At 41.7% G+C, this 1,859-nt stretch carries 1 pseudogene; it reads left to right on the top strand.

The annotated features are described in order from the left end of the window. Positions 1–78 precede the first annotated feature (78 nt). Positions 79–1,815 (top strand): annotated as a pseudogene (locus QUB37_RS29575) (GAF domain-containing protein); the annotation flags it as partial. Positions 1,816–1,859: the final 44 nt, after the last annotated feature.

Below are 1,859 nucleotides of genomic sequence, written 5' to 3'. Positions count from 1 at the left end.
TGTCGCTCATGTTTCTGTGTCAAAAAAGCTTTATGATGTGATATTACCACGAAGTGTTACTATTTTGGAGATGTCTACTGGGCGCAAAACGCTCCGATGAATTATCTGCATAAATGGTATTTAGTTGAGGCAGAACGGCAACGGGTGTTGGGCAATAAATCTGAGGCGATTGAAATGTACGATCGCGCCATTTCTGGAGCCAAAGAAAATAAATTCCTCAACGAAGAAGCACTAGCTAACGAACTCGCAGCAAAATTCTACTGGGAATGGAGCAAAGAAAAACTTGCTCAAACCTACATGATTGAGGCATATTATTGTTATGTCCAATGGGGAGCCACTGCTAAGGTAACGGATTTAGAAACGCGATATCCGCAGTTATTGGCGCCAATCCAACCGGGAATAAAAACAACTACAACTACGGCCTCAGTGACGACCAAGGGTTCTGGTTCTAACTTAGATATCACCACAGTAATGAAAGCTTCTCAGGCCATTTCTGGCGAAATTATGCTGGATAAATTACTGTCTAAATTGATGAAAATTTTGATAGAAAGTGCAGGAGCGCAAAGAGGCTATTTAATTTTATCAAACCAGGGAGAGCTATTAATTCAAGCTGAAGGCACAATAAATTCCCAACAAGTCACCGTGTTGCAGTCAATCTCAGTTGAAAATTGTCAGGAACTTTCCTCCGCAATTATCAATTATGTGGCTCGCACTCAAGAAAGCGTGGTACTCGATGATGCTGTCCGAGAGGGACAATTTACCAACGACCCCTACATCCAAAAGCATGAGCCCAAATCAATTTTATGCGTGCCGCTGATTAACCAATCTCAAATCATTAGTATTGTTTATCTAGAAAACAATCTGACAGCCGGAGCTTTTACGCCAGAAAGAGTGGAACTCTTAAAAGTGTTATCGGGACAAGCAGCTATCTCGATTCAAAATTCTCAACTCTATACAGAAGTACGGGAAAGTGAGAACAGACTGACTCAATTTTTAGAAGCAATTCCAGTAGGCGTGACAGTTCTGGATGCTTCTGGCAAACCTTACTATATTAATCGCGCTGCTATTCAATTATTGGGTAAAGGAGTTATTCCTGAAGCCTCCAGCGAGCAAATTACCGAGGTTTATCAACTCTATCAAGCTGGAACACAGCAGGAATATCCCTCTGCACAATTGCCCACTACGCGGGCGTTGAGTGGCGAAAGTGCCACTGTAGATGATATGGAAATCCACCAAGGCAACAAGATTATTCCGATCGAGGCTTGGGGTACTCCCATCTATGATGAAAAGAACAATATTTCTTATGCAATTGTAGCCTTTCAAGATATCACGGAGCGTAAAAAAGGCGAAACAGAGCGAATAAGGTTTACCAATGAATTGTTCCAACTTAACAAAGCTTATGAGCGCTTCGTCCCCAGTCAATTCCTCCATTTTCTAAATAAATCAAGTATTATTGATGTGGAATTGGGCGACCAAGTGCAGTTGGAAATGTCGGTATTGTTTTCCGACATTCGCGATTTCACCACGCTTTCGGAAAGTATGACACCGGAGGATAATTTTAAATTTATCAATTCCTATCTTTCTCGCATGGAACCAGTTATTAATGAAAATAACGGGTTTATTGATAAATATATTGGCGATGCGATTATGGCGCTGTTTAGTGGCGAGGCAGATAATGCGGTGAAAGCGGGAATTGCCATGCTGCAGGCCCTCGTTGGATATAATCAACACCGCGCTAATTCTGGCTATGACCCGATTCAGATTGGGATTGGAATTAATACTCTGGAGTTTAGACTAAAAAACGATCGCATCTAAAAGTACCTGCCTTTCAACACCGGGCAAGTTATTGCTCAACAATT

It is taken from the genome of Microcoleus sp. AT3-A2, assembly GCF_036705685.1.
GTDB lineage: Bacteria > Cyanobacteriota > Cyanobacteriia > Cyanobacteriales > Microcoleaceae > Microcoleus.
Note: the sequence above shows the minus strand (reverse complement) of the source record. Positions and strands in the feature narration are given on the sequence as shown.